The organism is Paenibacillus sp. W2I17 (assembly GCF_030815985.1).
Lineage (GTDB): Bacteria > Bacillota > Bacilli > Paenibacillales > Paenibacillaceae > Paenibacillus.
The window spans coordinates 6,022,320-6,048,425 of the sequence record NZ_JAUSXM010000001.1 but is presented as its reverse complement, the minus strand read 5'-3'; the positions used below and the strand labels follow the sequence as shown (position 1 = coordinate 6,048,425).

At 46.1% G+C, this 26,106-nt stretch carries 20 protein-coding genes and 2 tRNA genes; 5 read left to right on the top strand and 17 right to left on the bottom strand.

Translation table 11 applies throughout. The features are described from left to right. Nucleotides 1–12: 12 nt before the first annotated feature. The 3 genes from clpP to QF041_RS27025 form a co-directional block, all read right to left on the bottom strand. Complete coding sequence (gene clpP, locus QF041_RS27035; RefSeq protein WP_036605886.1) at nucleotides 13–603, bottom strand: ATP-dependent Clp endopeptidase proteolytic subunit ClpP; 591 nt, start codon at nucleotides 601–603, stop codon at nucleotides 13–15. Nucleotides 604–982: 379 nt separating this feature from the next. Next, nucleotides 983–2,323, bottom strand: a complete 1,341-nt coding sequence (gene tig, locus QF041_RS27030; protein ID WP_307416322.1) for a trigger factor — start codon at nucleotides 2,321–2,323, stop codon at nucleotides 983–985. A gap of 138 nt (nucleotides 2,324–2,461) precedes the next feature. Continuing rightward, nucleotides 2,462–3,397 (bottom strand): hypothetical protein, encoded by a 936-nt coding sequence (locus QF041_RS27025; protein WP_174806500.1) that lies wholly within the window; start codon nucleotides 3,395–3,397, stop codon nucleotides 2,462–2,464. A gap of 235 nt (nucleotides 3,398–3,632) precedes the next feature. Here QF041_RS27025 and QF041_RS27020 point away from each other — a divergent pair. Together QF041_RS27020 and QF041_RS27015 are read left to right on the top strand one after the other, a co-directional pair. After that, a tRNA-Arg gene (locus QF041_RS27020) sits at nucleotides 3,633–3,706 on the top strand. Between the two features lie 500 nt (nucleotides 3,707–4,206). Beyond that, nucleotides 4,207–5,436: a CynX/NimT family MFS transporter gene (locus QF041_RS27015; protein WP_307416321.1), complete on the top strand. Its 1,230-nt coding sequence runs from the start codon at nucleotides 4,207–4,209 to the stop codon at nucleotides 5,434–5,436. 127 nt (nucleotides 5,437–5,563) lie between these two features. Here the strand turns inward: QF041_RS27015 and QF041_RS27010 are convergent, their stop codons facing one another. The 3 genes from QF041_RS27010 to QF041_RS27000 form a co-directional block, all read right to left on the bottom strand. After that, nucleotides 5,564–9,523 (bottom strand): S8 family serine peptidase, encoded by a 3,960-nt coding sequence (locus tag QF041_RS27010; RefSeq protein ID WP_307416320.1) that lies wholly within the window; start codon nucleotides 9,521–9,523, stop codon nucleotides 5,564–5,566. A 393-nt stretch (nucleotides 9,524–9,916) separates the two neighbouring features. Continuing rightward, nucleotides 9,917–10,687, bottom strand: coding sequence for a class I SAM-dependent methyltransferase (locus QF041_RS27005; protein WP_307417062.1), 771 nt, complete (start codon nucleotides 10,685–10,687; stop codon nucleotides 9,917–9,919). Nucleotides 10,688–11,104: 417 nt separating this feature from the next. Beyond that, a tRNA-Arg gene (locus QF041_RS27000) sits at nucleotides 11,105–11,178 on the bottom strand. Nucleotides 11,179–11,469: 291 nt separating this feature from the next. Here QF041_RS27000 and QF041_RS26995 point away from each other — a divergent pair. After that, a complete protein-coding gene (locus QF041_RS26995) occupies nucleotides 11,470–11,763 on the top strand; it encodes a magnetosome magnetite crystal formation protein family (RefSeq protein WP_017692583.1) in 294 nt (97 codons plus the stop codon). A gap of 171 nt (nucleotides 11,764–11,934) precedes the next feature. On the opposite strand, the gene QF041_RS26990 is transcribed toward QF041_RS26995, so the two are convergent. Then, nucleotides 11,935–12,291 carry a hypothetical protein gene (locus QF041_RS26990; RefSeq protein WP_076211283.1) on the bottom strand — a complete coding sequence of 119 codons (357 nt, stop codon included), beginning with the start codon at nucleotides 12,289–12,291 and terminating at the stop codon, nucleotides 11,935–11,937. 31 nt (nucleotides 12,292–12,322) lie between these two features. Further along, nucleotides 12,323–12,622: a hypothetical protein gene (locus tag QF041_RS26985; protein ID WP_017692581.1), complete on the bottom strand. Its 300-nt coding sequence runs from the start codon at nucleotides 12,620–12,622 to the stop codon at nucleotides 12,323–12,325. Between the two features lie 193 nt (nucleotides 12,623–12,815). Between QF041_RS26985 and asnB the strand changes: the two genes are divergently transcribed. Next, the gene (gene asnB / locus QF041_RS26980) at nucleotides 12,816–14,660 is read left to right on the top strand and encodes an asparagine synthase (glutamine-hydrolyzing) (RefSeq protein ID WP_307417061.1); all 1,845 of its coding nucleotides are present in this window, start codon (nucleotides 12,816–12,818) and stop codon (nucleotides 14,658–14,660) included. Nucleotides 14,661–14,807: 147 nt separating this feature from the next. Here asnB and QF041_RS26975 read toward each other — a convergent pair whose 3' ends face one another. From QF041_RS26975 to QF041_RS26935, 9 genes are all read right to left on the bottom strand, one after another. Next, complete coding sequence (locus QF041_RS26975; RefSeq protein ID WP_307416319.1) at nucleotides 14,808–16,505, bottom strand: methyl-accepting chemotaxis protein; 1,698 nt, start codon at nucleotides 16,503–16,505, stop codon at nucleotides 14,808–14,810. A gap of 412 nt (nucleotides 16,506–16,917) precedes the next feature. Further along, nucleotides 16,918–17,778 carry an STM4011 family radical SAM protein gene (locus QF041_RS26970; protein ID WP_307416318.1) on the bottom strand — a complete coding sequence of 287 codons (861 nt, stop codon included), beginning with the start codon at nucleotides 17,776–17,778 and terminating at the stop codon, nucleotides 16,918–16,920. Then, nucleotides 17,775–19,163: an STM4012 family radical SAM protein gene (locus QF041_RS26965; protein WP_307416317.1), complete on the bottom strand. Its 1,389-nt coding sequence runs from the start codon at nucleotides 19,161–19,163 to the stop codon at nucleotides 17,775–17,777. Before QF041_RS26965 ends, QF041_RS26970 begins: the two co-directional genes overlap by 4 nt. A gap of 47 nt (nucleotides 19,164–19,210) precedes the next feature. Then, nucleotides 19,211–19,996 (bottom strand): STM4013/SEN3800 family hydrolase, encoded by a 786-nt coding sequence (locus QF041_RS26960; RefSeq protein ID WP_307416316.1) that lies wholly within the window; start codon nucleotides 19,994–19,996, stop codon nucleotides 19,211–19,213. Beyond that, a complete protein-coding gene (locus QF041_RS26955) occupies nucleotides 19,989–21,239 on the bottom strand; it encodes an STM4014 family protein (protein ID WP_307416315.1) in 1,251 nt (416 codons plus the stop codon). Before QF041_RS26955 ends, QF041_RS26960 begins: the two co-directional genes overlap by 8 nt. 21 nt (nucleotides 21,240–21,260) lie before the next feature. Beyond that, nucleotides 21,261–22,103, bottom strand: coding sequence for an STM4015 family protein (locus QF041_RS26950; RefSeq protein WP_307416314.1), 843 nt, complete (start codon nucleotides 22,101–22,103; stop codon nucleotides 21,261–21,263). Nucleotides 22,104–22,453: 350 nt separating this feature from the next. Continuing rightward, nucleotides 22,454–23,077, bottom strand: coding sequence for an XTP/dITP diphosphatase (locus tag QF041_RS26945; RefSeq protein WP_017692573.1), 624 nt, complete (start codon nucleotides 23,075–23,077; stop codon nucleotides 22,454–22,456). 1 nt (nucleotide 23,078) lies between these two features. Continuing rightward, nucleotides 23,079–23,834: a ribonuclease PH gene (gene rph / locus QF041_RS26940; protein ID WP_307416313.1), complete on the bottom strand. Its 756-nt coding sequence runs from the start codon at nucleotides 23,832–23,834 to the stop codon at nucleotides 23,079–23,081. A 337-nt stretch (nucleotides 23,835–24,171) separates the two neighbouring features. Continuing rightward, nucleotides 24,172–25,227, bottom strand: a complete 1,056-nt coding sequence (locus QF041_RS26935; protein ID WP_091037631.1) for a GerMN domain-containing protein — start codon at nucleotides 25,225–25,227, stop codon at nucleotides 24,172–24,174. A 188-nt stretch (nucleotides 25,228–25,415) separates the two neighbouring features. Between QF041_RS26935 and QF041_RS26930 the strand changes: the two genes are divergently transcribed. Beyond that, entirely contained in the window at nucleotides 25,416–25,982 is a 567-nt protein-coding gene (locus QF041_RS26930; RefSeq protein WP_091037633.1) for a phosphatidylglycerophosphatase A family protein, read from the top strand. Nucleotides 25,983–26,106: the final 124 nt, after the last annotated feature.

Genomic DNA, 26,106 nt, shown 5'->3' with positions numbered 1-26,106 from the left:
GAAACCACCCCTTTAGGAATTGATCGGTCTACTGAGCACCTGGTCAATAATGCCGTACGTCTTAGCTTCTTCAGCGCTCATGAAGAAGTCACGGTCTGTATCCCGCTCAATTTTCTCAAGAGGCTGACCCGTACGATCAACGTATATTTGATTCAGTTTCTGACGTGTTTTAATAATCCATTCTGCGTGTATCTTAATATCCGCAGCCTGTCCTTGAATGCCGCCAAGCGGCTGATGAATCATAACTTCGCTGTTTGTCAGCGCATATCTCTTGCCAGGTGCACCGGCTGTCAGCAATAACGAGCCCATGCTCGCTGCCATCCCAACGCAAATGGTAGATACATCCGGCTTGATAAATTGCATCGTATCGTATATACCCATCCCTGCGGTGACAGAACCACCAGGTGAGTTAATGTACAAGCTGATATCCTTCTCAGGATCGTCGGCTGCCAAAAACAAAAGCTGTGCTATGACAAGATTGGCTACATCGTCATCAATCGCACTGGTTAGAAAGATAATGCGATCTTTCAGCAAACGTGAATATATATCGTAAGACCGCTCGCCTCGATTGGTTTGTTCTATAACCATTGGCACCAGACTCATGAGACCAACCTCTTTTCTACATGTAATTAGACATAGGCCACCTGTAAAGCAAACCCAAATTCATTCTAACACTTTCCTGTGACAATGTCATTTTTCACAAGAGGGGTCAGACATCCGTTTGTTTACTTTTTTAGCCTGATCATATTTAACCATGTTTTCTATGTATGTGCAAATTGAAGCCATCCTATGCCGTCTTGCCGTTTTTTATTTGCATGAAGTACATAGGTATGTAAAAAGTGTACGTGGATCAATAAAATTAGTGTTCATCCATATAATTACTTCATTTTCTATAAAATGGATGTAATAATTTAAAAATAAGGCACGCAATAATTCACGTGCCTTATCGTTTATTCAACTGACAAGTTGATAACAGCTTGTCTTATTTTTCGTCAGCTTCTGCAACAACTTCTTCAGCTGGAGCTTCAACCGGTTCAACAACTGTGCTGTTCTCAACAAGAACGTCAATCGTTTTACGCAGTTTCACTTCATCGCGAAGGCTGTCCAGGGAACCATTACCTTCGAGGATGCCACGGATCTCATCAGCAGGACGCTTGTAAGATTCAGCCATTTTCTCGAGTTCTTGATTCACTTCTTCGTCAGATACTTCAATGTTTTCCGCTTTACCTACAGCTTCAAGCACCAGGTTGTTGCGAACACGTTTGGAAGCATCTTCTTGCATTTGTCCTCTCAGGTCAGCTTGAGTCTGGCCAGAGAAGCTCAGGAACATTTCAAGGTTCATACCTTGGTTACGCAAACGGTTATCGAAATCACGCATCATGTTTTGTACTTCGCTGTCAACCATTGCAGCTGGAATGTCCACTTCAGCGTTCTCAGCCACTTTTTCTACAACTGCATTTTCTTGTGCAGCTTTGGCTTCGTCAGCTTTACGGGATTCCAATTGTGTTTTCAGGTCAGCTTTGTACTCTTCCAGTGTGTCGAATTCGCTAACATCTTTAGCAAACTCATCATCCAATGCAGGAAGCTGTTTGCGTTTGATTTCGTGAATTTTCACTTTGAATACCGCTTGTTTGCCAGCAAGTTCTGCTGCATGGTAGCTCTCTGGGAAAGTCACTTCTACGTCTTTGAAGTCACCTGTGGACAGACCCACAACTTGTTCTTCAAATCCAGGAATGAATGTGTTGGAACCCAGTTCGAGGGAATAACGCTCAGCTTGTCCACCTTCGAAAGGTACACCATCAACGGAACCGTCGAAGTCGATTACTGCAACGTCGCCGTTAGCAGCGGAACCTTCGTCGATTACAACGAGTTCAGCGTGACGTTGTTGAAGACGCTCAAGTTCTTCAGCCACTTCTGCGTCAGTTACTTCGCCTTTTGCTACAGCAACTTCGATTCCTTTGTAGTCACCCAGGGTAACTTCAGGTTTCACAGTTACTTTTGCTTTGAACTTGAATGTTTGTCCTTTAGCAAATTGTTCAACATCTACGTCAGGACGATCAACCGGGAAGATATCCGTTTGGTCGATTGCTTCTGTATAAGCTTCAGGAAGCAAAATGTCGATTGCTTCTTGATAAAGGCTCTCTACACCAAAACGTGCTTCGAAAATGGAACGTGGTACTTTACCTTTACGGAATCCAGGTACGTTTGCTTGTTTAACCACTTTATTAAAAGCTTTGTCGAGTGCTGCAGTTACACGATCTGCATCCACTTCAACCTCAAGAACCCCAAGGTTCTTCTCTATCTTTTCCCAAGTTGCTTTCATTGTATACTTTCCCCTCCAAAATTCACATGTTCACGTAGGCAATCACGTACAAAATAACCATTTTAGTATAAACAAGATTAGATTCTTTTTCAAGGGGAATCCCTTGATACGGTTTAAGGAAAACGTTTCCGGCCTCGATTAACCATCCAAACCGGCAGATACAAATTGTTTCATGGAACGATAAGCCTGCTCCAGTCGAAAGCGCATCGCGCCTGTCACAGCATACATTGAGCGGGTATTTTCCTCATCATGAGAACCACCCAGACTGTCTGCAACGGTCATATGTAGAGCTGCTGCCCATATATCTGTCATGGAATCATTTTCTTCCAGCATCGATACATAATCACGGGTTCCATACACCGCCATGACATATTGTATCCACAGTTCCTGGGCAAAATAAAAGAGCGTAGGTTCATGAACCTCCGTCTGATCTGCCACTCGTTCCAGAATCTGAACGATTTGGAGCGGGAATTCCTCTGGTCTAAGAGGCACGGTGTCGATCTCGACTTCAACCTGCTCTTCGCCTCTCGTAAACAGGATCATACCTTGAACACCTCGTCGACGCAAGGTTTGCAGCACCCGAAATTGAAGCAGAGGGTGAAGCGACTTATCTTTTAACCAACTGGTAAGTGCCTCGTCAATCTTCGGTAGATCAAGATAGGCCAGCTGCTCCAAAGCCAGCATCGTCTGTTCAGACAGCGGCTCTTCCATTACTGTGCGAAGCATCTTATCAGCATAGCCATCATCCTGTTCAAGCTTCATTCGGGCATGCTGCCGTGCCATGTCTTCCTCACTAATCTCTTCTTCCTCTTCTCGTTCTTCAAGAACGGCAGGCGAGGTTTCTTCATATTGAGGAAACGCAGCCTGAAGCCATTCGAGCAGAGCCCGCCATTCATCATAGTGGCGCTCTTCCTGTCCCTGACATTGCAGCAAAAAGTGAAGCAATTTCATCGCTTCACCATACCGTTCATTTTCAAGCATAACTGTCAATTGAATCTGGTAATAGTCCAGCGTCTTAGGAAACAGCACAATATTGTTGTTATGCTCGGTTTCCGGGGTCGTGGATTCCTTAATGGGAGCACCTCCTCTATATCCTGAATCTCCAGTCGGAATCAACATAAATAGATGTATATATTAAAACGATTGTTGATCTATTTTCTGAGTTCTCCTGATATTCTAACATAACCTTAAATATAATGAAAAAAACGTTACTGCCGCCAAATATCATATACGAAAAATAGTTTAAAATAAAATGCTTGATATTCCTGTTTGCATATGATAAAATCAATTTTGCTTGAAAAAAATTCATGTCTCAGTAGCTCAGCTGGATAGAGCAACGCCCTTCTAAGGCGTCGGTCGGGGGTTCGAATCCCTCCTGGGACGTATTAAAAGAAGCTTCCTTCGGGAAGCTTTTTTTGCGTTCTAGGGATGATAACCCCAACCGTTTGTCGGAGCATTCGCTTCGTTACATGCTCTATGTCGCTGCATTGGAGCGTCCGCATTCGCTCACTCTATAAGCAACACGTTGAAAGTATCGATGTTCTTACGAACATAGGACACTTTATTTGCTCCAAATTCAGCATCATGGAATTCTAACGAATCTTAGAGAGCTTATCTCACCAATTCTGGGGTATTAACTCACTTATTCGCACTTCATAGCCTGATTAACGTCGCTGAGTTTCGTTAGAATCTGAAAATAGCAGTTTTACCCATTATAAGACCTCGTGGATTCGTTAGAATTCACAGGCTAGTCAAGGCACCCACGATCCATTGGGTGTTTTTTCATTTCATTGCTCAATATTGACATAGAATGTTATGCTTACGGAGTGGATTATGTAACAATCCATACATATTAACTTCTTAGAAAACAGGAGATTTTATCAATGTCATCTTCAATACAGCAACACTCATCTATCCATACTGAGGAAGAACATTCTTCGACATCCAAAAGATTCGGCCTGTTATTAGCAGGCATTATCGTTATCGCCGCTACCATGAGGTCACCGATTACAGCAACCGGACCTGTAGTGGAGATGATCCGCTCAGATACAGGTATCGGCCATACGATGGTCGGGCTTCTGACCTCACTTCCTTTGCTCGCCTTTGCAGCAGTCTCTCCTTTTGCACCACGTCTTGCCAAACGTTTAGGACTCGAATCTGCTCTGCTATTGGCTGTTATGATTGTAACCGTTGGGGTTGCCTTACGCTTGTTGCCTTCCGTTCTATCCTTATATGTAGGAACCGCAATTTTGGGGTGCGGCATTGCATTAAGCAACGTGCTTTTGCCAAGTTTGATCAAACGTGATTTCCCATTACGGGTAGGTATCGTCACCGGATTATACTCTGTATCCATGAACATATTTGGCGCCATCGCCTCAGGTGTGAGTGTGCCCGTAGCAGGAGCCACATCTATGGGTTGGCGTGCTTCGTTAGGCATGTGGGCCTTGTTGTCCATATTGGCACTTCTCTTGTGGCTCCCCCAGATCGCCGCAGGACGTCAGCGAATGTTATTCATAGCCACACAGAGTGAAGGGACGCCTGTACGTCTACGGACCTCTTCCCTGGCCTGGTTCATTACTTTATTTATGGGTCTGCAATCTCTAATATTCTATACAACGATTACCTGGCTTCCCGAAATTCTTGCTGAGCAAGGATTCAGCCCCACCTCAGCAGGGTGGATGCTATCCCTAATGCAGATGGTTAGTGTACCGGCTACCTTTATCGTTCCAATCCTCGCCGGCCGAACGCGAGATCAGCGTGTTCTAACCGCGATAACGTGCTCTTCTTTAATTGTCGGGTATGCTTTATTGTTAAGTGGTATCGCTTCGCTCGTTACCATCGGTGTCACGTTGGCAGGAATAGGCGCTGGAGCTTCATTTGGAATGGTAACGATGTTCTTCGTCCTTCGCACAAAAGATGCCAGACAAGCTGCCAGCCTGTCCGGTATGGCCCAGTCCTTCGGATATATGCTAGCGGCAGTTGGACCTTTACTGTTCGGTATGCTTCATGACTGGACAAAAGGATGGACCCTGCCGTTGCTAATACAGGTCATTCTGGCCATCGCTTTGTTAATCGCAGGGATTCAGGCCAGCAAAAATAGAATGATCGGTTAGCCATACAATTCATTTATAAAAAAACAAAACGGCCTCCATCCTGCAAATCAGGATGGAGGCCGTTTATGCATAGAACAATTCCTTCATTAATTGAATCCATTTTAATCAATTTCAATGAGGAATGAACTTACTTCACTTTTACCTTAATCGTGTCTGTGCTGGTAACACCGCCTGCGTTAATTAACTCTGCCCGATACGTATACGTGCCCGATGTTTTCCCGGACAGTGTAGTCACAGCACTTTGTGCATAAGGTGTAGCCGAACGGAGTTCTTGCGTATCGATCAACTTATCATTTTCATAGAGACGATACTCTGTAGCGTTGGTCCCCCACCACAGGTTCATGGTCACCTTATAATGGCCATCGCCATCCCAGTTATCGTGAGAAATAACCGCTTTGCCTGGCGTTGCGTTGGTAACCCGAACAGTCAACGTCTGACTACGCGTTGTTCCCTTGTCGTTGGTCAGCTCAGCCACGTACGTATACGTGCCATTGGCTTTGCCCGTGATCTTCGTCTGAGCAAACTGCGCCCAAGGCGCGTTGTAAGTCAACTTCTGCGTATCTACCAAAACCCCGTCCTCATATAACTTGTAGCTAGTTGCGTTCTCGCCCCACCACAGGTTCATTGTAACGATATACGCGCCCTCTGGTAAGCCGTTGCCTACCCAGTTATTGTGAGACAATACAGGCGTACCTGGGGCCTTGGTTGCCGGAGTTTCAGGTTCGGTCTCCACGGCTTCCAATTTCAGTGCCGTATTGGCTGTACCCGAAAGCCCCTGTTGGTCTTTTACCGTAAGTTCAACAGCATACTCACCCGCTACAATCCCCTCCAAAGGAAGGCTGAAGCTGCCATCAGCTTGTACTTCAAAGACTCCTTCTTTATAAACCGAACCATCCTCTTTTTTCACAACATACGTTGCTTCCAGGGAAGCGGCCGGATCAAACGTGATGTCCCAGCCGCTGGCAAGCGCAGGAGCTACACGGAAGTACAAGTCTTCCACGCTACCGTTAAGGACAACAGACTCATCCTCTTTGAACTCCAACGCTTCTGGTGCAGTTACAGCCGGAGCTGTCTTTTTCACCAAAAATGGCGAAGTGTCTTCCTTATAGGTTTTGCCGTCTGTACCAATAGTAGTGATGTCTACCGTATATAAACCATCCGGAATCTCAGTCACTTCATCGGTTGTGTAATCTGCATAGGAGCCGTCCCAAGCAAGATTGTATCTTGCATTGGCATTGAAGTTGAAATAGTTACCAAAGATGGAGCCAATATAACCATCTTGATAATATCCACCTTCCGGATTAAGACCATCATAGATCTCAATCAGGGCAAATGTCATCGGATTATAGAATTCCATCGCTACATTAAGGGTATCCAACGTACCATCAGCCTTCAATGGATAGTGGAATGGATTTTTCTCAGTGCCTTTTACGGTTTCAATATACTTAACTCCACTCAACGTAACGTTGAAATGAGCAACATATGGCACAGTAAAAGTATTGGTTCCGTTTGAGAACTCAATGTATCCTTGTGCTTCTGTAGTTGCAGTAACCCCTCGTGGAACGGTGATTGTTACTGCAAGTTCTTCCTCACCATTCAATGTGAAGGAACTCTTGTCCACGGCAACGGATACACCAGCGACATTACGAGTTGGATTCACATTTACGGTGTAATCCCCACCACTACCATTCAGCGCTTCAACTTTAATCGTTTTGGTAATCGTCTTTTCATCTGTGCTCAGGAAATTACCGTAGTTGATACTTCCCGTGATATTCTCCTTTTCAACAACAGAGCCACTTTCTGTGTATTGAGTTACATCAAGCACTTTGACAAAAGCCGCAGGATCAATGGTATTCACAGCCTGAATACGGCCAGCACCTTGATCAAATACATCAAACTTGGTTGTATCCAGCACCTTACTATTGTTCATCAGTGCAACTTTGATATCAAATGGTGTCCATTCCGGATGCTTCTCGATCAGAAGCGCAATCAAACCTGCTACATGAGGTGTAGCCATACTTGTACCTGATTTACGATCATAAGCTTGTGCGTAATCTGCGTCTGGCTCATCCTTGCCGTAGGCAGGAATCGTAGACAAAATGCTTGTACCTGGTGCAACAATATCCGGTTTGATGTCCAGTGTTACCTTTGCAGGTCCACGCGAACTGGATGAATTCATTTCATCGCCCGGAGTTTGGGAACGTTCAAAATCACTAAAGCTCACTTCAACGGCTTGGCCTGCGTCCAGCTCAGCCTTGATCACATCTCCATCTTCCTTGGACATGCTCAGTGTTGGAATGAGTTCAAAGTTATCGCCCAGACTTACACCGATTGGGCCAGGAATGTTGTTATATACAATAACAGCCAAGGCTCCGGCCGCTTTAGCATTGGCGATTTTCTCTACAAATGCGATTTCACCACGCTGTATTAATACCACTTTACCTGTAAAATCCTTACCTTCAAAATCAGTTGGCTTACCCAGTGCTGCATATTCAAGCTCATATTTCCCTGTCAAAACAGTTTCAGGGTCTGCTGACAGGCTCCATCCCATCAGATCCAGACGGTAAACCGACTCTGTAATAGCCAGTGGAGCTTCAGTCGGAGCAATTACAGACTCTTCTTCCACAGGGGCAGCTTCAGGAGAAGCTTCAACGGGTGCAGAAGGTGATACAGATGGAGTATTTTCTTCTGTTGTAGCTTCTTCTACATTCGGAACTTCAGCTTCGTCGGAAACCGCGTCCTCCACAGCTGCTGCACTTTCCTCATCAGCAGTTACGGGTACACCTTGCTCTGAAACTTCTGGTGCTTCTGTTCCAGGTGCCGTCCCCAGTTCAGGAGATTGTTCAACCTCTGGCACCGGTTGTTGTTCAGGTTGTGTCTCTTCGCCTTCCTCACCAATCCAGAAGTGAGTATCAGCTGTAATCACCTGGCTAGGTCCTGTAGAGTTACCTACCGTAATGGCCATTGCAGACGCACCCGGAGAACCGAGTGTATAACGGTTAGGTCCGCTGTTACCACTTGCTACAACCGCTGTCACACCAGACAACATCGCATTGTTCAGGGCAACTGAAGTAATATAACTTGGGTCGTTGGCGGCGTTACCCAACGAGAGATTGATTACGTCCATGCCATCTTGAACAGAACGATCAATCCCGCCGAGTACCCATGAGGTTTGACCACTACCATACGGTCCAAGTACACGGTAAGCATAGATATCTGCTTCAGGAGCAACACCAACAATACCGTAGTCCCCCGCTTCGCGAGCAGCAACGGTACCCGCTACGTGTGTACCGTGAGATGTGTAATAGGGGCTTCCAAGCTCGTTAAGCTCAGGCTCGCCCGATCCTTTCCATTCTTGATATGTTGTTTCATACGGATCATTGTCGTTTCCAACAAAATCCCATCCACCTTTGTAGGCTTCTTGCAAATTAGGATGTTCATAGTCAATACCTGTATCAATGACGCCGACTTTAATGCCATTTCCTTTGTAACCCAGATCCCATACTTCAGGTGCACCAATAAAAGGAGCTGTGTCTTTCATGTACGGGTTCACTTCATCTGTCTCGGGCGCTATTGTAATTTCAAGGTCTGGATATACGCTGACCACGCCAGGTATTTGAAGCAATTGTCCCACCTGGTTTCCTTTAAGCTCAATCGCTACACCATTCAGGGCATATGCATATTCTTCCAATACTTCATGTTTGATTTTCTTCTGAGTGAGGCTATGTACAAATGACTGTTGTTGTTGCTCAACTTGAGTCACAGCCTTTGTTTCCATAGAGGAGGTAAAAGATTTTCCGGAGAGGGTTGATTCACCTTGCGCTACTGCAACAGGTTTATTGGAAAGCTCAACGATCACTCGGGTGTTCTCTCCACCCAGACCTTTCAAGCTTTTATCCAAAAATGGATCTGCGGCAAGTTTTGATTCCCGTCCTGCAAGAATCTCTCTCCATTGTTTGGCTTCGGCTGTACTTGGTAAGTTCTCAAGCTGAATAACTGAATCTGCGGGAGCGGCTCCAGCCGCGGGGAGAATAATGGAAAAGACCATCAGAACACTTAATAACGTGGATATCAATCGTTTACTCAAGACTTAGCCCCTCCTTTTAAATGTGAATACGTCACCAAATGATGGGTTCCTGCTGTTAGTTCGTACTGCAATACGCACTCCAATTTCACCGCCTATCTGCAAGAGAGATTGACCCTTGGTAAATTATTCTATCAAAATACCACATTTTCCTTCTAAATACTTACAATTATGATATAGAAATTACTTATATGGGTCTTGAGTATGATAAAAATATCCATTTGTAATTATTTGTCGTTTGAATATTTCATTTTTAAAATAATGCATCAAAAAAACCAAGAGCCTCTTTATCCGAAAGAGATTCCTGGTGTATAGGGGAAGCGTGGTTGGTATACAAAGGATCACCATAATTCGTCTAACATCTATAAAAATTGCTACATTTCACAAGATTCCACTTTATTCTGGCTTCACGGCTTCAATACGCAGACGCTTGTAATCGGCATACAGAGCATCATCTTTCCAAAGGTGAGGCATCACGATCTGACTGGTTTCATGGCATATTTGTTGTATCTCTTCATGACTGAGACCTGCAAAATAGTCGCCTCCAAAATGAGCCAACCAGCCTACTATACCCTGCTCACCATCTGCCAGTCTGGTAGGACGGTCATAGTGATAGGCATGACGCACCACAAAACCACGTTGCTCTAAAATATGGCTATATTCTCCGATCGAAGGAAAATACCAAGGATTGCGTTCCGATGCACGAATGCCCGTGTTTCGCTCCATAACCTGCTCTAATGCATTCACAATGGTCTGCACATTCCCTTTACCACCAAATTCTGCGACAAAACGCCCTCCGGTCTTCAAAGATTTCCATATACTATCGACTACTAATCGCGGGCTTCGCATCCAGTGCAGGGCTGCATTGGAGAAGACGGCATCATAAAGTCTATTTGTCTCAAACTGATGACCGTCTCCTTCCACAAACTCAAGTTCAGGGAATTTCTCCCTCGCATGGCGAATCATATCCGTCGATGCATCCATGCCGATAACTTCAGCTTCGGCCAGAGAAATTTCATACGTCAAATCCCCCGTCCCGCACCCCAGATCAAGAATGTATTCCCCTTTTTGGGGTTGAAGCCAAGAGATCAGGTTTTTGCCGTATCCGGACACAAAAGCCAGTTTGTTGTCATACTCATCTGCTTGCCATTGATTTAATGATTTCATGGATACCACCGTCGCTTTCATTATTGATATCCTCATTGTGGCATAGAATTGTTTATTCTTTAAATATATAAATTCTATATTATTTATAGGTATAACCAATAGAAGACTTCCTCTGAACGAAAAAAAACTCCCGAAGGAAGTTTCTTTTTAATACGCCCCAGGAGGAATACTCCCTTTCCAGTCGAGACTGCGATGTAGTGCTAACGAAGCAGATGCTCCGACGAACCATTGGGGGTTCTCTTCCTCTGAACGCAAAAAAACTTCCCGAAGGAAGTTTTCTTTTTACGTCCCAGGAGGGATACTCTCCTTGCAGTCGAGACTGCGAAGTAGCGCTAACGAAGGGGATGCTCCGACGAACCATTGGTGGTTCTCTTCCCCTGAACGCAAAAAAACTTCCCGAAGGAAGTTTTCTTTTTACGTCCCAGGAGGGATTCGAACCCCCGACCGACGCCTTAGAAGGGCGTTGCTCTATCCAGCTGAGCTACTGAGACAAATATGTATAATAAATTTTCGGCGCGGTTCTTATTATACTCTGATTTCTATATTTTTCAATAGTTTTATAAAAAAATTAATAATTATACTTAAATGCGGGCTCAAACATGTACTTTTCGGTGTTACTCTCATACTCCAGCCCCTTTGAGAATATGATAGCTTGAACCAGGTTATATTGAGGAGATTGGGACATTTAGAGTAAGATTAACATCAGACATTTTCAATGTCAGAATTGCTGGGTAATCTTTTGCATACATACATTCAATGATCCATTGAAGGAGAGAATCGTCATGAGACAACTTTTATCAGCCCTATCCTACTTTAGTATTTTCTTTGCTCCGTTCCTGTTTCCGATCATTATATGGATTGTTGCCAAGGATGATTACATTGAGGGACATGCAAAACGTGCCTTATTCTCACATGTATTCCCCTTTCTCGCTGCCATTCCGTTATTTTATTTCTTCGTAACTGCGCATAGTCTGGGTTCCGCCGTTGGGTTTGTCATTCTATTCTTTGTGATTTACGGATTAAGCTTTGTGTACAATGTGGTTAAAGGGATTCAAGTACTGCGCGAGTATGCTTGATCACATCTCCACCTGATCTGACCATCGCATAACAAAACCCGCCGTTCAACAACGGCGGGTTTTTCCAGTTACAGATGTTGTCACAGCAACCAGCAACAGGTCACTGTTTACGTATGCTCGACATTAAATTCTATCCCACTATCGCCACATGTGTTGCTGGAGCGTTACCTGTTAAGCCTGCCCGATTAGATAACGCTGAAGTGTTGGACCAAGCAAACCAAAGGCAAACAACTCACTTTGAAACCTAGCTTTATCTTCTTCGACTGTCATACCTTCGCTGTTCTCAAATGCGGTATCTGTCGCCTCTTCAAACGCGGTATGCATATTATTGTTATACCAGTCGATCGCCGAATCGGAGTGATTGCGTACAATTCGAACGACTTCCAGCGAATTTCCGGGCTGTGTTGAGGCCACGTATACAAGTAACGACGGATCTCCGGCATTTCCAGGCTGCACTTCAACCTCTGCACAGGACAATCCATCTACCTCGGTTAATCTGCGTATTTTGGCATCTTGAATGGCATACATTCGTCATCGCGCTCCTTTTCCTTTGTGCTTATCATGTACTTTGTTCAATCTGGTATCGTGTCTCTGGTGTGCCCAATCGGTAAATTTCCCGATACACCTGTTGTAATACCGTTTCATACGCTCGGTTTACGGACTCCTCCGGTGTATCTGGCCATGGGAATACCATGCCAGGAAAGGCCTCTTCCTCCTTTTCCTGCATGAGGCTCAGCAGTCCCAGTAATTGCTCCGCTTCCTGCGGCGTTGCCTGAATGATCCATTCATATGATGTTACCGACGGATCCGGAATAACGGAGCGGCCCATGACAGACACATAATACTTCATACTGTCCATTGCATGTTCTCTCCTTCACAGGCATGTTGAGGCCGTTGTCCCTAGAACTAGTTTCCGAAGAGGACAGACATTTTATGCCTGCTTTCGGCATATATTTGTTACGACCTCTGACTAAAAAGACAACATTTGCTGGTTGCCAGTAACTAAGCAGCCATACGGATGAATGACTCGACCAAGAAAGGATGAACAAACCATGTGCGGTATTACCGGCTTCATACAGTGGAATCGGGATTTGACCCAGGAATCAGAGCTGCTGGTCCGTATGACGGATAGCTTGTCGAACCGGGGGCCCGACGCTTCAGGTACATGGATCTCCAATCCTTGTGCCTTTGGACATCGGCGTCTTAGTGTAATGGACCCCGAGAACGGCGCACAGCCCATGCATGCGTTACAGGGAGATACCTCCTATACCGTCGTGTATAACGGAGAACTATACAATGCACCCGAGTTGAAAAAGGAATTACTCCAGCGAGGGCATCAGTTCCGCACGCAATGTGATACGGAAGTGTTGCTCGCCTCTTATATTGAGTGGGGACCGGCATGTGTTGACCGGTTTAACGGTATTTTTGCTTTTGCCATATGGGATGGGGGACGCGAACAGGTTTTTATCGCACGAGATCGCCTCGGCGTGAAACCTTTGTTCTACAGTAATGCCAAAGACACACTCGTATTTGGCTCTGAGCCCAAAGCTCTGCTTATTCACCCGGATGTGGAAGCGGCTGTTGGCCCGGAAGGATTGGCCGAAGTGTTTATCGTAGGGCCTGCACGGACACCAGGACACGGCGTATACTCTTCACTGAGCGAACTCAAGCCTGCGCACGCGTTGATCTACAACCGAAACGGGATCCGAACCTATGCCTACTGGAAACTGGAAAGCCAGAATCACGAACATAACCTGGAAGAGACGGCAGCCGAGGTGCGAACTCTCTTGCAAGATACACTGGAGCGCCAGTTGGCTTCGGATGTTCCGGTATGCTCTCTTTTATCAGGAGGACTGGACTCCAGTGCCTTGTCTGCATTAGCCGTAGATTATTACAACCGGACTGGGCAAGGCCAAGTCAGTACGTATTCGGTCGATTATGTGGATAACGCCAAGCATTTTCAGGCGCATTCCTTTCAGCCGGGTGCAGATGGTCCCTGGATTAAGCGAATGGTGGATGAACTCAAGACCGACCATCACTGGATTGAGATTGAGAACGGAGAACTGGTTCATGCACTGACACAGGCCATGCTAGTAAGGGATCTGCCAGGTATGGCGGATGTAGACTCCTCGCTCTATTTGTTCTGTAAAGAAATCAAAAAAGGAGCCACGGTTGCCATTTCAGGCGAAGCAGCGGATGAAGTGTTTGGCGGTTACCCCTGGTTTCATCGAGAAGATATGCTGAACTCCGGTACGTTTCCGTGGTCTGTAGCGCCTGATATGCGAGCAGCGTTGTTATCCCCGGATATTCGGGAATGGATTCGGCCACTCGATTATTTGTCAGACCGCTATTCGGATGCAGTGGCTGAAGTGCCTCTGTTGGACGGGGAAACGGGTAAAGCTGCACAAATGCGGGTGATGTCCTACCTGAACATTACACGTTTCATGCCTACACTTCTGGATCGCAAAGACCGGATGAGCATGGGGGCAGGACTGGAAGTGCGGGTACCTTACTGTGACCATCGTCTGATCCAGTATGTGTTTAACATCCCTTGGGAAATGAAAATAACGGGTGGACGGGAAAAAGGTATTCTGCGTAAAGCACTCGAAGGTGTCCTGCCTGACGATGTGTTATATCGCAAAAAGAGTCCGTACCCAAAAACACATAATCCGCAATATCTGGCCGCGGTCAAACAGCAGGTACTTGATATCCTGGATGATCCCACTTCGCCGATTTTGCCTTTGATCGACAAAACTCAGATCCGGAACCTTGCGTCTTCACCAGATGCAGCTTCCAATCTCCCCTGGTTTGGACAGTTAATGTCGGGTCCCCAGTTATTTGCTTATCTGACTCAGATCAATACCTGGTTGCGGACATATAAAGTCGCTATTCGTTAAGATCAAGTTATGCATTGATTCAGCATGATGAATTATTTAAGGGTGCCCAAACAGTAACTACTGTGTTCGGACACCCTTTTATTACTTTTTTATAAGAATCTCTGTACGTATGCGCTCGTTCTTCATCCACATTCCACTCAGTTCGATTTATTGCACTTTGAAACGACTGACGGTCTGTTGCAACTGTTCTGCCATCAAGGAGAGATCATTGGCTGCGGAAGCAATCTCCTGCATCGCAGACAACTGCTCCTCTGAAGATGCACTCACTTCTTCTGTTCCAGCGGCCTCCGTTTCGGTCACTTCCATGATTGTTTTCATAGACCTATTAATCTGTTCTACCCCTGTTGACATTTGCTCAATTGAAGCAGAGACTTCCTGTGTTTGCCCCGCTACGCCCCCAACCGCCTCACGAATTTCTTCAAATGTGGCTCCCGCCTGGTGAACAAGTGTAATCCCCTCTTGAACCTCTGCGGATACAACCACCATAGATTCAGCAGCATTTCGCATTCCCTTCTCAATCGATGCCACCAATGGAACAATTTGATTAGCAGAAAGCGCAGACTGCTCAGACAGCTTCCGCACCTCTGTAGCAACAACCTGAAACCCTCTTCCCTGTTCGCCAGCTCGTGCAGCCTCAATAGCAGCATTAAGGGATAGGAGATTCGTCTGTGCTGATATTTCCGAGATGCTGTCCACCATTTTCACAATATCCTGAGAGTGTCTGCTCAGTTCCTGGATCACGACCGACAGATTCGACACCGTCCCTTGTATAGAATTCATTTGACCTATCGCAGACTGAACTGACTCGCTACCCGATATTGTTTTTACGGAGACTTTGGTAGCTTCTTCAGACATATGGAGTGTGTTCTCCGTAACTTGCTGAAAGCCTGTCGTTAACTCATTCATCGTCTGGAATCCATCACTCGCCATTCGAACCTGTGTATCCATACCTGTTGCAATCTCACCCATTGTGATGGCCACTTGCTCTGTGGCGGTTGCTGTCTGTTCGGTGCTTGCCGTCAACTCCTCTGAAGAGGCAGCTACCCGTTCTGCACTGTCTCCTACCTGATGAATGAGTGTACGCAAATTTGCAGACATGATGTTAAAGGCTTGGGCGAGATCACCAATCTCATCCTTGTTACGGACCACAATAGGCTCACCAGTCAGATCTCCGTCTGCAATTCGGCTCGCGGATTGGGCAACAGCAGCAACAGGCAAGGATATCATTCTGCCAATGACATACGCCACAAGTGCCCCGATTAGAAGAGAAGCCACTCCAATAATTGCAATCCACCTAAGGACCTGCACAATCTGAAGATTAGCCTCCACAACGCCTGAGTTCATGGCATCTTGTTGATGTGTTTCCATACCTTCCACAATGCCTTCAAATTCAGAGATCAGACTTGGGGCTGTATCCTTCAGTAATCTTGAGATTTCACTGTTATTCCCCTGTCTTGTCAATGTCATAATCTGCTGCGCAAGTTCATAATATTGGCTCATCGCTTCATCCGATCGTGAAAGGTAATCTTTCATCTTTGAACTTGAAACAGTTGATTTTAATTCTTCATTTAATGCTATGTAATCTTCATAAGCTTTATTAAATGCCTGTTCGTTCTCCGCACTGTCTTCCAGAATATAATTTCTCAAAGCAATCTGCTGTGATTTAAGATCAATCGACATATTTTTAATGAGTAATAGTTTGCTTGTTCTATCATTAATTAATTCTGTATACGTTTTCTCAACGGCTATAAACTGCGTATATGTTATAACCGTTATAGCCACCAATAATAACAGCACAGATGAGAAACCCATAAGTAATTTACGGCTAATTGAGATTTTTTTCATGTGTACTCCCCCGAAAGTTCAGATAACGTGCATGATACTTCTTACATCCACCCTCCTTTCAATTAAATTGAGACTTTAGACCCAATTAAAAATATAATTCGCGATTATATGTACAAATACTATTCATAACAGGGTCTTTTTTCCTATTCATACTAACCCATAAAATATAAAATTTGAATCATAAACTTAAAAATATTATTTTTCAAAATTGTCAAGGCCCTTTTAATAAAGAACACAAACACTAACTCTGGTCCGGTAAAACAAAAAAACACCTTCCAGAAGGCAAGTCCAAACCAAAGGTCTGATCCTGCCTATACTAAAAGATGCATTTGAAGTTACGCTGATATGTGGTTTAGAAACGGATAAACAATATTCTAGCTCCCCAGTGGAATAGCTAAATATGAAATGCCGGTCAACGAATCATGGCCGGATTTCGTTCAAGCAACCCGCTGCCAAACGTTTCCCTGAACGGGGAATCCTCCATATGGATATAACCGATGTAACAGCCACATTTTTTCATGCGACAAGGCCGATCCTCAGACAAAGCCTGCAAACCATCGCGATATAGATGTCCAATGATTCGACGATCCTTGTAACACCTCTTCACATGCCCGGACCCCTGTACATAAAACACTTCCGAACCGGCAGCACATCGTTTGCCCAAGCTCTCATAATCCTGCAGATTACCTTCAAAAAGCGGATCAAGCCCACGTAAAAACTGAATCTCTTCCGGTGTGTAATACTTGGGCCGATCTTTGAAGGCATTTACCCACATATACACATCATCCGGCAAAGCCTGTCTCATGGACTCAATTGCGGGGAAAGCACTACGAAGTCCGACAGTACCGACACTAAAAGCAAGTCCCATCTGACGCAAGGTCAGACATTGTTTTACAAAAGAAGCCTCTTTTGTCTCACGAGGATGATACGTCGCCCAAAAGGCTGCTTTATTCGCATCCAGCTCCCTCGCCCAATCCAGTTTGACGGACAGGTTGGTTTGAATTGCAACTTTATCCACATGTGGCATATGTGACAGCTCAACCATCGCTTCCCGGTACCAACGGCGCACCAAAGCTTCACCGTAGGGATTGAAGAAAATCGAAAATTGATGCCCGGCACTCTCTTGCTCCCTGACCCAATTTACAAATTGCCGCAATTGTTGTTCATCCACTTCCAACGTCTCTTTGGAATCCACGGTTTTGCTAAAAGGGCAGTATGGACAGTCGTAATTACAGGAAGACAACTTCCCCCGATAATACAAAGTCGCTCTCATGAGAAAACAAACCCTTCCATCTGTTCACGAATTTCAGCAGATATAAGCCAATCTCCAATCGCATCGGAGTAACCCAGTCCTTCTTCTGTCAGACGCAGCACCTGCTTGCCCTCATCGCTCTCCAACTCCGCCATGCCCTCTGTCAACAGTTCAGCCAACCAGACATAGTCGGACATCACATCGGTACCAAAGCGCTGTTGGTAGTCAGACAACGTCAATCCCTCCCGATGCAGCAAGGCTTTCAGAATAAAGCGCCGTCTCTGTTCCTCACGGCTTAACACGATGCCATAATCCGCCACATCGTAGCGCTCGGTCGCCACATAATCGGCAATGATGCTTTGTGTGGCCTTGTAACTCACGCCATACTTGGAAGCATAATGTACTTCACTCGTATAAGAGCGTGCGCCACATCCCAGACCAACCATGCCCTCCTCCTGACAGCTATAAGGCAGAAGCACTTTGGAGGACGACTGTTCTTTGGCAAATCTGCGCATCGAATATTGCACATAACCTTTACTTTTTAAAGTCTCACGTGCAGCTTTATACAATTCCATCCGGATGTCAGGTCCCTGACGGCGAATATCATCAGGCTTCACGATTGTATTTTCCCGTGTATACAAGGGATAGATAAAGATTTCGCCTGGTTCGTAGGCCAGAACTCTTTCCAATGAATAGATCCACGATTCCACCGTTTGTCCTGGCAGACCATAGATCAGATCCAGATTCAACAACGGGAAATCATACCGAGTAAGCTTCTCAAGCGCTCGTTCGACCTCCTGCGGTTTTTGTGGACGATAGATGGCAGATGCTTCAGCTTCGATAAAACTCTGGATACCCATACTGATACGATCCACACTTCGTTCCTTCATGATGGCCAGCTTGGCTTCCGTAACGGTATCCGGCGACGTTTCCACCGATATCGATGCTTGCGCAGGGTCCAGCCCCATCACATGTTCAGCAATATCAAACAGACGATTCAACTGAACCTCATTTAATAACGTAGGCGTTCCTCCACCAATCGCGAACCTCGAATACGGCCTTCGAGATGTAATGAGTGCCCACTGCTTCGCCTGACGTTCTAGTGCATCTACATAGCGTTCATGCGTATCATCCCGTCGATCCGGCAGTGTGAACAGATTACAGAATCCGCAACGAGCAGCGCAAAAGGGAATGTGCATATATAAAAAATACGTATCGGTATTCTCTCGTTCCCACAGTGGCCCTAACGGCAGTGGTGGGTCAAGCTCCCGATAGGCGGTCTTGTGCGGGTACGAGTATAAGTAAGAACGATAAGGGAATGCCAGTACTTCACTGAGACTTGTAGCAATATTGGATCCGGACTGTGTGGAATGGCCTGTTGTTGTATGTTGTATATGTTTCTCCATCGGTTCCCTCCTGTCTCCGGTTGTTGTCCTCATAAGATCAATACATTCTATACTAAAAATTCACGGTAAGGCACCGTCCAGACGACATCATGCGCAAGCCGGTGTCCTTGATACCCGTCTTCACCGTAAGCTGTACCATGATCGGAAAAAGCCAGGCAATACGCAGGCCGGGCGCGTTTCCTCATCGCCTCGAACAATGGTCCAAGAGCCTCATCTACATATCGAAGTGCAGCCCGCTGAGTCTCCACCGAGTCCTCCTTGGCTCCTTCTACAAAGTAACCATTGGGTCCATGAATGGCAGACACGTTCAAAAACATAAATATCTTTTCATCCGGCGATGTCTGTTCAAGCAACTTCAATGCATGCTGTACCTGATGCTCTGTTGATTTGGGGTTGGTTACCCCAAAGTTCATTCGCCAGTAGCTCTGTTGGAAATAGCCAGGCAATACTTTTGCAAGCGGGTTTTTTTTCGTAAAAAAGATGACACCGCCAATACAGATGGTACGGTAACCTTCAGCTGCGAACCCAGATACGATATCCGGTGTATCAAACAGCCAGGTGTGCGGATGTGTCTTGAGTCCGGTATTCCGGGAATGAAATAGCCTTACATGAGATGCCTTATCTGTATTGGCAGGAGTCGGCATAAAACCACCAAAAAAAGCATGGTGCGCCGCATATGTAAAACTGCCTGGGGTATGACGTTTCTCCCACGGACCCGAACCACACAGATTAGGACAATTCTCCTCTTCCAGCTTGGCTACGTCATAGCGTAACGTATCCAGCGTAATCATTAACAGATCATGGGAGCCCACAATGGTGTTCATATCAGGCATGTTGAATAGGCTCCTCCTTTCGTAAAAGTTCCATTTCCCACTCATAGGTTCCGAGGCCATGATGCTCAACCCTGTATAACAGATCTCCAAATGGATTCACATCCAGCACATAGGCACGCCGATTCGAACCACTAGTAAGCATCACATCAATCCCGGCTGACCACGAGTTGGGAAATGCAGACATGGCTGCTTGCGCTGCCGACTGAACCAGCGACATCCGCTGTTCACCCAGCCCTGCTTCAGCAGGCAGCATACGTTCATTGCGCAGATGCAGATTGGTAATTGGCGTATGGCTCAGCCGCATAATCGCATGACCTGCCTGTCCACCCGCAACCAGTTGGCGGATATCATAGGCCCGTTGATCAAGCGTGGCTTTGGGCATCCATCGTTCAATCTGTGCACCTTCTGCACATAACCAGTTCATCAGCGTAGCAATCTCTTCACTGCGGGTATACTTGCGTAGACGTCCTTCATTGAAGAAAATCCTCTTGCCCTGTCTCTGTTCCATCCCCATCGTTGTTACAGCGATTTCATCACCCGTTCGGGGATTGATTTGATAGGCAACAACTCCTGAAGCCCCGGAGCCGTACGCAAGCTTCACAAACACACGATGCATCTCGGTAGCCTTCATTGAGCTACGCAAGTCCGTATAATTGCGGATTGGCTGCGAAGATTGAAGCGCAGGAGGTACATCAACTCCATGTGAAGATAGATGCTGCTGGCATGTTCTTTTGTCAAACATCAATTGGATCTCAGCGGGATCATTCATGAATCGGACTTCAGGCCATATTTCCCGAGACTCACGGCCGATTCGATCCAGACATGCTTTCCAACCACGAAACCACTGGGCAGGAGCGTAAATCCTTCCCCACTCCTGTTCCAGCGCAAGTGCCTGTTCTGCGGAAAATGCTTCTGTACCCATTCCACCCGTTAATGTTGATGAATCGTTCATAGCTCCAAGGAACAGTAGTTCACGTTCCACTTCCCAATCCTCTCCAGGAGCATCAATACGAATCAGGGGTACGGGCAGATTGGAATCTACTGTATCAGCGATGGTTCGACCGTGTCTCCAATTCTGGAGCAATTGAGCATATGGCAGTACAACCGCAGGTTTCAAACCCAATCTATGCCTCGCCTCTTGCAGCCCTTGTGTTCGTCGGTTATCAGGGTTTCCGATCAATAAAAAGGGCTGATCTTCCGTTAGATCAGGTACATCTATTGGTTGATGCAGACTCTCATTCATTTCCTTTACGCCTGACATCAACTATTCCGTTAACGATGGATAGCGCCAGTCATCCTCATCACTCTGTTGCTGGTCACTAACATCTACAGATATACCCAATTGGTTCCAGCGAATGATCATTTCATTGGTCATGTAATGGTAACTTAGATCAAGATGTTTCAGTTTCTTGATCTTGTCACTGGCAAGCAACGCCTTAGCCCCTTCATCGGACAACGTTCCTTGCGATAGATCCAGTACTTCAAGTTGATCCAGAATAGGTGCTTCAGCTGCTGCTTTGGCAATCTCATCCTGAATTTCACTGTCTTTCAGACCCAAGTAAACCAGCTTTGGAAACAATCCTTTTTCTAACAACGGGAGTACATCTTCAAGTGATCCATTGAAACCATAATTATCCACACCCAGGTACAGTTCCAGTTTACGCAATTCAGGCAACTTGGCATGGGTGATTGAAGATAAGACTTCTTTCGGGAGACCACCACAAATAATAATTAATTCTTCAAGCTTGGCATGCTGTAGTGGTTCCAGACTGAGGCCGCTACTGCCCATTACAGAGAATGATTTTAATTCTGGAAAAGCACCTAACAGTGGTGTGAGATTTGTCTGGATAATCCACGATACTTCACATTCTTCGAATCCCATATCTCCAATAAACAGTTTCTTCAATGACGGAAAGCTTGGAGCAGACTCGACGAGCGTACCAATAAACTCATCAGGCGAATTTTCATAAGCCTGCCCCCAATCTCCGATGACCAGACTTTCCAATGAGCTAGCCTCCGGTTTAGCTGCCAGTTCCTTAATTAATTTTTCCATACGAATGCCGTCCTCATAATCATCGTAAGATACAACAAGCTTCACTTCTTGCATGAGTAGATCCCTCCGTTTAAGGTTCATATGTGATTCGTTAGTTTGAATGTTAACCCATACCACACAAGGCTTGCAACTTCTTCCAACTCCAGTCCCAATGAGATTCCCAATCGTGCAATGTAAACCATTTCTCATGTAGGTACAAGAACATACGTTCTGATATGTAATCGCAGAAATAGCTATCTTCAATTAGGTATATGGATGGACCTTCACCTAACCCGATCAAATACTTCATTTCATACAAAAAGCGTTAATGGCGGATGAACCATCCCTTCGGAATGCTTCTGTCCTTCCATTAACGCTTTGATGTTCACATATCATGAAGTTAAATCAAGATGTTTCGTTTAGTCTCAGCCTTCAAGTCTGGATACAAGCGCTCTCAGCGCATGACCACGGTGGCTAATCGCCTGTTTTTGCTCAAGCGTCAGCTCTGCCATCGTCATCTCGTATTCAGGTACATAGAAGAGTGGGTCATATCCAAAACCGCCAGCACCTGCAGCTTGAGCCGTGATCCAGCCTTCCGCAGTGCCTTCCGATTCATACTTATCACCTGTTGTCGGATCGTACAGTACCAACGCACAGACAAAACGAGCCGGACTTAGTAGCGGCTGCTCGGTGTCCTCACCGGATTTCAACGATTCCAGTGTCTCCAGCAACTTCGCATTATTCTGTGCATCCGTTGCTCCTTCGCCTGCATATCTCGCTGAATATACCCCTGGCTCACCATCCAACAGGTCTACGCAAAGTCCTGAATCGTCTGCCAGAACAGGCAATCCAAGCGCATCACCAACCGCCTTGGCTTTCTTCCAAGCATTCTCCGCAAACGTTACGCCATCTTCTACCACATCCGGCAGCTCCGGGTAGTCAAACATGCTCTTAACCTCTTTGCCAAGCGGTGCGAAAGCATGAGCGAATTCACGGACTTTACCCGCATTACGGGTTGCAACAATGAGGATTGGGCTGTCCAAACTCATCTTAGGCTTCCCCTAATCCACGCGCGCCGATCTTGAGCGCAATCGGTCCGAGCACTTCTTTTTGACGCTCGATCATTTCCAGAATTCCCTGTTCGCCCAGTTCCAACATGGCGTTCAGCTCACGGCGATCAAATGGTGCTTCCTCACCTGTTCCCTGAAGCTCGACGTATTTACCGCCGCCTGTCATCACCAGGTTCATGTCCACCTTGGCTTTGGAATCTTCATCATAGTTCAGATCCAGTACAGGCTGTTCACCCACAACACCCACACTTACTGCGGCAATGAAATCCGTAATTGGGAACACTTGCAGTTTGTGCTGTTGGGAGATTTTGTTCACGGCAAGCGCCAGCGCTACAAACGCACCGGTAATGGACGTTGTGCGTGTGCCTCCATCGGCTTGAATAACATCACAGTCCAAGGTAATCGTACGCTCACCAAGAGCCTGCAGATTAACTACCGAGCGCAGTGCCCGACCAATCAGACGCTGAATTTCCATGGTGCGTCCAGTTAATTTGCCGCGATTGGCTTCACGTTGGTTCCGGGTATGTGTTGCACGTGGCAGCATGGAATATTCAGCTGTTACCCAGCCTTTTCCTTGCCCTTTCATAAAGGGAGGAACACGTTCCTCCACTGTAGCTGTACAGATCACCTTTGTATCTCCAACTTCAATCAGTACAGAACCCTCGGCGTATTTATTCATGTTCACTGTTAAATTCAGCGGGCGCAGCTGTTCGCTGGTTCGTCCGTTTGATCTCATATTTTCTGCCTCCTACGACTTAAGCATCCTGTAATGTTGAACTTATTCACACTTTTAGAGATTGTTCAAAAAGCTCGCTTTTGATTACGAAAAATGCCTTAAGGCATCATCAGCATCGAATATGGAATTCAGCCGAATAAGCATAAGCTTACGAAGTATGTTTCCTTCGGAAACATTGTAGTTGCTCACGTAGTTTGCCTACGCTCCGCTACTCCATTTCTAGCTTCATCCCATCTTCTCGGTCCTGAAAACCGATCTTTTTGAACACGTATTTTACGAATCCCTTATATTTTACCAAAGAGTTCGGTTAAAAGCATCCTTAAGCATTCTGCGTTCATTAAATCGGAATTTCGTTGATATATTCAGGCTTGGAAACCGGCGCACTGTAATCCCTGTTGTCGTCACCCATGACCGTTTTTTGGCCGTTCCATTCGATCTGTACTTTGGCATCCTTGCTTGCTGTGTTCTCCGCAGTGGTTAATACGACAGACTGTAACAGCTCGCTTGGCACGATATCCCCTTCGGCAAACATATCATCTTTCAAGGCAACCGTGACCGTGCCATCCTCTGCCGTTTTGACCGATTGCAGCTCCGTTCCGCCTGTCATGACCTCTTCCAGTTCTCCACCTTTGTCAGGTCCTTTGATGAGTTCGTTCAATGCTGCCTGCACCCGATCTTCACCAGGTGTAACCAGACGTGTCACCGGAACATAATATTGGATGCCTGCTGGTGAAGCAGCGGAGAAATAGACCGTGACCGGGCTGCTGTTCGTCACAAACGTATCACCCAGATCCAGATTGATTCCCACAGCCCGATTCAGCGGTTCAGGCAGCGGCGTGCTGTTTACCGGCATTTGCGTTAACTTTTTGCCATCCACCCAGATCTGCACATTCTCCACATCAGGTGTTCCCGTCAATGTCCACGTGACAGCTTCTAGCATTTTCCGTTCTTCCTTCGCATCATACTTGGCAAAATTACCCGAGAACTCAACAACCGCCAGCTTGTCATCCGCGTGAATCGTTACATTCTGCACAACCGTTCCCTGCGGGAGAACGCCCTGGAATCCTTCAGGCAGCATACCCGCATAGGCCCCGCCTGTGACAAGTGTATCCAGTGCTGTCTTTGGACTGCTTGCGTCTGTTCCAGAAGGAAGTGTCAGGGATACCGGAGCGAGCAGCCCCTGCTGGTCTTGCAGATATACCGTCGTTAATGGGAGCGTTGCGAGTGCACCATTTCCTTCGGCTGCCTGAATCATGGCTGCTTCCTGAATGGGCGGTGGTGGATCAACAGCTTCGGAAGACTGTGCTCCAAACATGCCGCAGCCTGACAATACCATAGGAATACTCAGCAGCGCTGCTGCCGATACCGTACGCAAAGATTGGATCTTTCTCATGATCACGTTCCCCCTCATCATTTTTACAGTTTGTACTACCATGTATACGAGCCTTTGTCCAAAAAATAACTAAAAGATAATCGCTTTGCTGAAAACTTATATATTATCTTAAAGAAACGTAAAACAGGTTAATAACGTATTAGGAAGCAAGAGTAGGGACATTGCTAACTTCAGAGGAGGAATCGCCCATGGAACATCCTGAGCAAGAAAAAATCCCTTACAGCCTGAATAGCCGCAAGGTCGCGGAGGCAACAAGGGAATGGCTGCATAAGCGGGGCGTCACGATCCCTGAGATCGCAGAGCTGGTCATGTTATTGCAGAAAAAATATTATCCAGGTCTTACGATGGAAGAATGTATTGAAAATGTGGAGATGGTTCTCCGTAAACGCGAGGTACAGAACGCTGTTCTGACCGGGATTCAGCTTGATATTCTGGCAGAACAGGGGCAGCTCATATCTCCTTTGCAGGAGATGATTGAGAACGATGAAGGACTGTATGGCGTGGATGAGATTTTGGCATTCTCCATCGTCAATGTATATGGCAGCATTGGATTTACGAATTATGGTTATGTGGACAAGCTGAAACCAGGGGTGCTTGAACGACTGAATGACAAGAGCCTGGGCCCTGTCCACACGTTCTTCGATGATATTGTCGGTGCGATTGCATCGGCAGCAAGCAGTCGGATCGCACATCGCAAACAATCCGAGCTTGAAGAAGCACTGGGAGAAAAACCTGTCAGTGATGACGCTGTATAATGCGTAACCCGTTTCATATCTGAAGCCATGTGGAACATTGGACATGTGTGGATGCTTCGTGAAATAACTGTTTGAGGAAATAACTATTCATGAAAAAAGCGGCCTGATGGCCGCTTCTTTTGCA

Excerpts from the sequence above, each read along its gene's own strand:
- QF041_RS26950 (WP_307416314.1), bottom strand. The coding sequence starts at position 22,103 with ATGCAAGAAGTGAAGCTTGTTGTATCTTACGATGATTATGAGGACGGC.
- QF041_RS26955 (WP_307416315.1), bottom strand. The coding sequence starts at position 21,239 with ATGAATGAGAGTCTGCATCAACCAATAGATGTACCTGATCTAACGGAA.
- tig (WP_307416322.1), bottom strand. The coding sequence starts at position 2,323 with ATGAAAGCAACTTGGGAAAAGATAGAGAAGAACCTTGGGGTTCTTGAG.
- QF041_RS27015 (WP_307416321.1), top strand. The coding sequence starts at position 4,207 with ATGTCATCTTCAATACAGCAACACTCATCTATCCATACTGAGGAAGAA.
- QF041_RS26945 (WP_017692573.1), bottom strand. The coding sequence starts at position 23,077 with ATGAGTTTGGACAGCCCAATCCTCATTGTTGCAACCCGTAATGCGGGT.
- asnB (WP_307417061.1), top strand. The coding sequence starts at position 12,816 with ATGTGCGGTATTACCGGCTTCATACAGTGGAATCGGGATTTGACCCAG.
- QF041_RS26985 (WP_017692581.1), bottom strand. The coding sequence starts at position 12,622 with ATGGACAGTATGAAGTATTATGTGTCTGTCATGGGCCGCTCCGTTATT.
- QF041_RS27005 (WP_307417062.1), bottom strand. The coding sequence starts at position 10,687 with ATGAAATCATTAAATCAATGGCAAGCAGATGAGTATGACAACAAACTG.
- QF041_RS26965 (WP_307416317.1), bottom strand. The coding sequence starts at position 19,163 with ATGGAGAAACATATACAACATACAACAACAGGCCATTCCACACAGTCC.
- QF041_RS26990 (WP_076211283.1), bottom strand. The coding sequence starts at position 12,291 with ATGTATGCCATTCAAGATGCCAAAATACGCAGATTAACCGAGGTAGAT.
- clpP (WP_036605886.1), bottom strand. The coding sequence starts at position 603 with ATGAGTCTGGTGCCAATGGTTATAGAACAAACCAATCGAGGCGAGCGG.
- QF041_RS26975 (WP_307416319.1), bottom strand. The coding sequence starts at position 16,505 with ATGAAAAAAATCTCAATTAGCCGTAAATTACTTATGGGTTTCTCATCT.
- QF041_RS26930 (WP_091037633.1), top strand. The coding sequence starts at position 25,416 with ATGGAACATCCTGAGCAAGAAAAAATCCCTTACAGCCTGAATAGCCGC.
- QF041_RS26995 (WP_017692583.1), top strand. The coding sequence starts at position 11,470 with ATGAGACAACTTTTATCAGCCCTATCCTACTTTAGTATTTTCTTTGCT.
- QF041_RS26960 (WP_307416316.1), bottom strand. The coding sequence starts at position 19,996 with ATGCCTGATATGAACACCATTGTGGGCTCCCATGATCTGTTAATGATT.
- QF041_RS26935 (WP_091037631.1), bottom strand. The coding sequence starts at position 25,227 with ATGAGAAAGATCCAATCTTTGCGTACGGTATCGGCAGCAGCGCTGCTG.
- QF041_RS26970 (WP_307416318.1), bottom strand. The coding sequence starts at position 17,778 with ATGAGAGCGACTTTGTATTATCGGGGGAAGTTGTCTTCCTGTAATTAC.
- rph (WP_307416313.1), bottom strand. The coding sequence starts at position 23,834 with ATGAGATCAAACGGACGAACCAGCGAACAGCTGCGCCCGCTGAATTTA.